6 protein-coding genes and 1 pseudogene are annotated in these 6,034 nt (G+C 70.8%); 3 read left to right on the forward strand and 4 right to left on the reverse strand.

What is annotated here, in order from left to right; genetic code table 11:
• Positions 1–174 precede the first annotated feature (174 nt).
• Both EAO71_RS36715 and EAO71_RS36720 read right to left on the reverse strand, forming a co-directional pair.
• The gene (locus EAO71_RS36715) at positions 175–1,098 is read right to left on the reverse strand and encodes a TauD/TfdA dioxygenase family protein (protein WP_147982118.1); all 924 of its coding nucleotides are present in this window, start codon (positions 1,096–1,098) and stop codon (positions 175–177) included.
• Between the two features lie 116 nt (positions 1,099–1,214).
• Entirely contained in the window at positions 1,215–1,817 is a 603-nt protein-coding gene (locus EAO71_RS36720) for a TetR/AcrR family transcriptional regulator (RefSeq protein WP_147982119.1), read from the reverse strand.
• Positions 1,818–2,124: 307 nt separating this feature from the next.
• On the opposite strand from EAO71_RS36720, the gene EAO71_RS36725 reads away from it, so the two are divergent.
• From EAO71_RS36725 to EAO71_RS36740, 3 genes are all read left to right on the forward strand, one after another.
• A complete protein-coding gene (locus tag EAO71_RS36725) occupies positions 2,125–3,009 on the forward strand; it encodes a 2-hydroxyacid dehydrogenase (RefSeq protein ID WP_147982122.1) in 885 nt (294 codons plus the stop codon).
• A gap of 152 nt (positions 3,010–3,161) precedes the next feature.
• Positions 3,162–3,794, forward strand: coding sequence for a hypothetical protein (locus tag EAO71_RS36730; protein ID WP_187282989.1), 633 nt, complete (start codon positions 3,162–3,164; stop codon positions 3,792–3,794).
• Positions 3,795–3,955: 161 nt separating this feature from the next.
• Positions 3,956–4,450, forward strand: coding sequence for a hypothetical protein (locus EAO71_RS36740; RefSeq protein WP_147982120.1), 495 nt, complete (start codon positions 3,956–3,958; stop codon positions 4,448–4,450).
• Between the two features lie 238 nt (positions 4,451–4,688).
• Here EAO71_RS36740 and EAO71_RS36745 read toward each other — a convergent pair whose 3' ends face one another.
• Together EAO71_RS36745 and EAO71_RS36750 are read right to left on the reverse strand one after the other, a co-directional pair.
• Entirely contained in the window at positions 4,689–5,540 is an 852-nt protein-coding gene (locus tag EAO71_RS36745) for a universal stress protein (protein WP_147982121.1), read from the reverse strand.
• Between the two features lie 289 nt (positions 5,541–5,829).
• Positions 5,830–6,034: pseudogene (locus tag EAO71_RS36750) on the reverse strand (hypothetical protein); the annotation flags it as partial.

Below are 6,034 nucleotides of genomic sequence, written 5' to 3' on the forward strand. Positions count from 1 at the left end.
CCGGAGCCCCGCTCTCCTGATCGCCGACGCCCCGGGTCGACGTCCGGCAGCGCCGCCAGCATGTCCGCCGTGTACGGGTCGTCCAGGCAGACGACCGCGGTCACAAGGGCTCCGCGGAGACTGGATGGAGAGGGGAGCGGGGGGGGGTCGTTCAGGAGAGCGGGGCGTCGGCGATCAGGAGAGCGGGGCTCCGGCGATGGCGATGCGTTCCATGACACGGCGCTGCGGGAAGTAGTCGCTGATCGCGTAGTGCTGGGTGGCGATGTTGTCCCAGATCGCGACGGAGCCCGGCTGCCAGCGGAAGCGCACCTGGTACTCGGGGATCCGGGCCTGGAGGACGAGCTCGTTGAGCAGTTCACGGCTCTCGGGGTCCGTCAGGCCGACGATCCGCGTGGTGAAGGGCTCGTTGACGTAGAGGAGCTTGCGTCCGGTGCGCGGGTGGCGGACGACCACGGGGTGCTCGACGGCCGGCAGGTTCGCGCGGTGCGCGGTGATCTGACTCTCGGTCATCAGCGCGCCCCAGCTGGGCACCCAGTCGTGCTCCGCGGTGAGGTTCTCGATCCGGTCCTTCATGGTCTCGGTGAGGTTGTCGTACGCGGCTGCCATGTCGGCCCACATGGTGTCGCCGCCCGCGGACGGGACCTCGACCGCGCGCAGGACGGAGCCGAGTGCCGGCGCGGCCATGAACGAGTGGTCGCTGTGCCAGATGTTCTCCGTGCCGATGGCCATCGCGTCCTTGGCCAGGCGGGAGACGCCGACGGTGTCGCCCTTGGGGAAGAAGGGGTTGGGCTCGGGCTCGCCCCACAGACCGGCCAGCGCGAGCTGGGACTGCGGATCGAAGTCGTGCTGGTCGCGGAAGAACAGCACCTTCCACTCCAGCAGGGCCTGCCTGATCTCGTCCGCGAGTTCCTCGCTGATCGGGAGCGAGAGGTCGACGCCTTCGATCTCGGCGCCGATGTGCGGGGTGAGCGGGCTGACGTCCAGGAGCCGGTAGTCGGGCTGGGACGTGCCGGGCGCGATGCGCTCGAGCGTGCGCTTGCCGTAGTGCATCAGGGGCTTGTCGAGCGCGGGGACGGGAGGGGTGACGACGCTGTCCATGAGGCCTCCGTAACGAGGGCGGAAAATCGTTACCGGAAGTATCGTTATTACGGTGTGCCGAGGCAAGAGTCGTGAGCATCGAAAAATAAAGCCGGAGATCCGGGGTGGCGGACCGCTCAGGGAGCCGATCGGACGGCGCGGCTGACGAGGTCCACCAGCGTCTCCACCAGCGCGGCGTCGGGCAGCTCCTGCTCCACGATCAGCCGGAAGAGCAGCGGCGCCGCCACCAAGGTCGCCGCGGCCCGCACATCCGTGTCGGGCAGCACCTCTCCGCGCGCGATCCCGCGCTCCAGGATGCGCCTGGTCTCACTGGTGATCCGCTGGGTGTACCCCGCGTACTCCTCACGCACCGCGCCCGCCTCGGCCGACGCACCGATCAGGCCCGCGATCAGCCGATCCGATCCCGGCAGCCGGTACGCCTCCAGCCGCGTGGTCAGCAGGAAGCGGAGCTCCGCGCTGAAGTCGCCCAGGTCAGGCACCGAAAGGACACCGATGCGGGTCTCGGCGGCGGCGATGATCAGGTCCTGCTTGGTGGGCCATCGCCGGTAGATGGCCGGCTTGCTCACCCCGGCCCGCGCGGCGACGGCATCCATCGTGACGGCCCCGATCCCCTGCTCCGTGACCAGATCGACGACCGCCTTCAGGACCGCCCCGGTGACGCGTTCCTCTCGCGGCCGGCCCGGACCACGCTCCGCCTCACGCGGCTGTGTACCCACCATGCGAAAAGCCTAGTCCGTCGTCCTCCCCGCTCCGGCAGGCGTGGGGGTCACGAAGGAGGGCGCGGCACCGCCGCGAGCTCGGCAACCGCACCGCGGGCGCCGCCGGGGCGGGGCGCACCATTCCCCCGCGCGAGGCGCTCTCCTGTGCGGCTCACCCGAACGGCCGTTCAGCGGACGCCGTCGGCCCGGTCCGCCCGGTCATGCACGCCACATCGTCTAGGTTCGGCCCGTGAGCACCTTGGACGATCCCGCCGATCACGGCGCCGCCCGGTTCCTCCTGCCGTATCCGGCATCCGACGTGCGCGGGATGCCGGATGACCTGCCCGTCACGGTGTGGGACGGCATCGACAGCCCGCCGGACACGGAGGGCCTCGCGGCGGTGGAGTTCTTCGTCATCCCGTACGGCCGCACGGATGCCGCCGTGCCCCTCCTCGCGAGCGCGCCGCGGCTGAGAGTCGTCCAGTCCCTCTCGGCCGGCGTCGACGACCTCGCGAAGTTCGTACCCGCCGGTGTCACCCTCTGCAACGCCAGGGGCGTTCATGACACCAGCACCGCCGAACTGGCCGTGGCGCTCGTTCTCGCGTCGCTCCGCGGGATCCCCGACTTCGTACGCGGCCAGGACGTCGAGGAGTGGCGGACCGGATACCGCCCCGCTCTGGCCGACCGTACGGTCATGCTCGTCGGCTACGGCTCCATCGGCGCCGCGATCGAGGACCGGATCGCCCCCTTCGAGTGCTCCTTCCTGCGTGTGGCCCGCCGAGCACGTTCAGTCCCCCGCGGCCCCGTCCACGCGGTCGACGAGCTGCCCGAACTACTGCCCCAGGCCGACGTCGTGATCGTCACGGTCCCCCTGACCGAGGAGACACGCGGCCTGATCGACGCACGTCTTCTCGCTCTCATGCCGGATCGATCCCTGCTGGTGAACGTGTCCAGAGGCTCCGTCGTGGACACCGACGCACTGCTCACCGAGCTGACGGCCCGCAGACTGCACGCCGCCCTGGACGTCACCGACCCGGAGCCCCTCCCGCCCGGCCATCCGCTGTGGCACGCGCCCCACACCCTCATCAGCCCGCACGTCGGAGGCAACAGCTCGGCCTTTCTGCCCCGGGCACTCCGGCTGATCCGCACCCAGATCCTGCGTCACCTCGCCGGAGAGCCACTGGAGAACGTCGTTCCCACCCGCGGGCCCTGACCTCGGATCCGCTGTTGCGAGGTACACCAGAGTTCCGGCCGGAGACGAAGCGACCACCGATCGCGAGCAGCTCTCTTCCTCAGATCCGCGAGCGTCGACCGTCGCGGACGGTCGGGGCCACGAATCGGACGATGACTGCAAGGGCCCGCCACGTGACCAGACTTCCCCCTTCCGAGTCGACCGAGCGCCGGGGTCCGCACGCGTCGTTCCGCGAACCCCGCTGGCCGATGGCCTCGGCCGTCCTCGCTGCGATGGTGCTGACCATGCTGCTCCCCGACGGCCTGCGCCTGGCGCCCCGCTGGGTCTTCCCCGTCGTCGAGGGGGCGCTCCTGCTGGCGCTGATCGCGGGCGACCCGGGCCGGATCGACCGGCGTACCACCTTCCTGCGTGCCGTCTCCATCACCCTGGTCGGAGCCCTTGCTCTCAGTGCCGTCGTGTCGACCGTCCACCTGGTCGACGACCTCATTCACGGCGGGCGGGAGACCGGCTCCGCCTCGAGCCTGCTGCAGTCCGGCGGCACGGTGTGGGTGTGTACCATCCTGGCCTTCTCGCTGCTCTACTACGAGCTCGACGGCGGCGGATCCGCCGCCCGGACCGTCATTCCCCGCCCGGACGCCTCGACGGCCAGCAGCTCCATCGTCGACGTCCGCCGACCAGGCATGACAAGCACCGCACCCCTCCTCCACGATGTGCAAAGCCGTCACGCTAGACCCGCCCCGTCCCGGTCGCACCCGAGTATCGGGCCTCGTGGAGCGAGGTGGTGTCGGTCCGCACCTCCCGCGTGACCGACTCCGTCCGTACGTCGTCCGTGGCCTGCCGACCGGCGAACACCGGATCGACCACCCCGTGCCGGGACTCGCGCCCGTGGTGACGGGACGGGCGGAGGGGGCCCATGAGGTGGGCTGTTGGGATACTCGGGACGTAGGTACACCTGGAGGGGGCTTTCATGATCGACAAGCAGCAAGGGCCGACCGCCGCCGAGCTTCGCGAGCTGATGGGCGACGTCCACGCTCTGCAGGGCAGGGTCCAAGACGCTTACGGGCGGTTGTTCGCCGCTGCGGAGACCCACCATGTCGCCTACCAGTTGGAGGATGCGGCAGGAGACATCCGCGGGGTCTGGGAGGCGTTGGAGAGGCTCGCGGGCAGTTATGCCCGCGTCTATGTCGTGCCGGGGACCGAGAGCTTGTGTGGAGTGCCCTGGGGCGTCTGCCCGGATCACGGGAACACTCTGCGCAAGAGGGGTGACAGGTGTCGGTGCACTGTGGCGGGCTGCTCACGCCGATGGAGCGCGGACAGGCTGGGCAACACATGCGGCGAACCTGTCACCCATCAGATCACCGACGAGCGCGGGAAGTCGTTCCTGGCCTGCCGCGCCCACGCGAGGGACGCGGAACGACACCTCGGCGACGGCACGGCGCAGCCCCTCTCCTCCGATCGCTGAGGCCGGACCGACCGGCTCGGGCATCGCCGCGTCGGCGGCGCGGGCGGCGCGGGCCCCAGCTCGGCGGGCCCGCCCTCGAGCCGGACGGATGTGGAGCGGTGCCCGTCGAAGCCGGGAGGCCGTACACCGCGCAACCCGCCGCGCGGGCGGGCTGCGTGGCTGACGGCCTCGTCCCGGTCGCTGACGGGCTCGACCGCCGGTGGCGGGGATGCCGTACCGAACGCCCGGACCCGGTCCGTCAGCCGTGCGGTACGACGGCCACGGGGCAGGAGGCGTGGTGGATGAGCGCGTGGGTGACCGAACCGATGTGGGAGCCCTTGGCCGCCCTGCGCCGGCCGACGACCACGAGGTCCGCGTCGTCGGCTGCCTCGACGAGGTGTTCGGCCGCCCGACCGGGAGCGGACACCTCGGACACCTGCACGGCCGGGAACCTGTCGCGGAAGGGGCGCACCGCGTCGGAGAGCATCGACGCCATCTCGGCATCCTCGTCGGCTTTGTGGCGCTGGGTGAAGGGGGCGTGCCACGTGTGCACGATCTCCAGCGGAACGCCATGGCGTCCGGCGAAGTCGAAGGCGAACTCCAGGGGTTCGTCGTTCACTTCGGTCACGTCGAGACCGAGGACGACTTTCCGGCCGCCGCTCTGGTCCGGGGCACCGGACCCGCCCTCCTCGTTTCCCGGACGCACGAGAACGACGGGACGTTTCGCGTCCGCGACAACCTCCTGGCCCACGGACCCCACGATGAATCCGCGGACACTGCCGAGCCCGTGAGAGCCCACGACCAGCAGATCCGCTTCCGCCGCGGCGGCCAGCAGCACACTGTTGGGGGCATCCTCGATCTCATCGGCGGTCATCGCAAGACCCGGCTGCCGGTCGCGGGCACGCCGCTCGGTCGCGGCGAGTACGCCTTCCGCCTCGCCGGCGCGATCCTCGTGCGACACCTTCATGGCCGCCAGTTGGTGCTGCGCCCATCGCGTGGCGTACACCAGCCGCAGGCCCGTGCCGCGCAGCGCCGCCTCGTCGGCGGCCCAGTCCAATGCCGCCACACTTCCCTGGGAGCCGTCGACTCCCACGGTGACAGGTCGTGACATGCCGCTCTCCTCGCTTCGGGGGCTGTCGTCAACGGGCCATCGCAAGGGCCGCCCCTGGGTACCCACGCCCGAGACACCTGGTCACGAAGCTACCGAGTCACCGAATCACCGCGGTGCAGCGCGTTCGGCGGCGCGACCGAAGTGCCCCATCTGGCCGACGCCACCGGGACGCCGACGGAGAGGGCGTCCCGGTGGCGGACGCGACCCGGAGGGCGCCTCGGGGTCTTCGGCAGGGGAGGGGGGATCAAGCAGACGACCAGTGGAGGGCGCGGTGCGGTCTGTCGGAGCGTCAGGCAAGCACGTTGACGGCGCGGGCGACCACGAGCCCGAGGATGAGAAGGGAGAGGAGGGCCTGGACGCTCATGACGACCTTGGCCCAGGGGGCCAGCGGCATGACATCGGTGGGGCTGAAGGCGGTCGAGTTGGTGAGCCCGAGGTACAGGTAGTCGACGAAGCGGGGACGCCAGTCGGCCGCGGCCAGTTCGGGGTTGAGC

It is taken from the genome of Streptomyces sp. MS191, from assembly GCF_008042125.1.
Classification (GTDB): Bacteria; Actinomycetota; Actinomycetes; order Streptomycetales; family Streptomycetaceae; genus Streptomyces.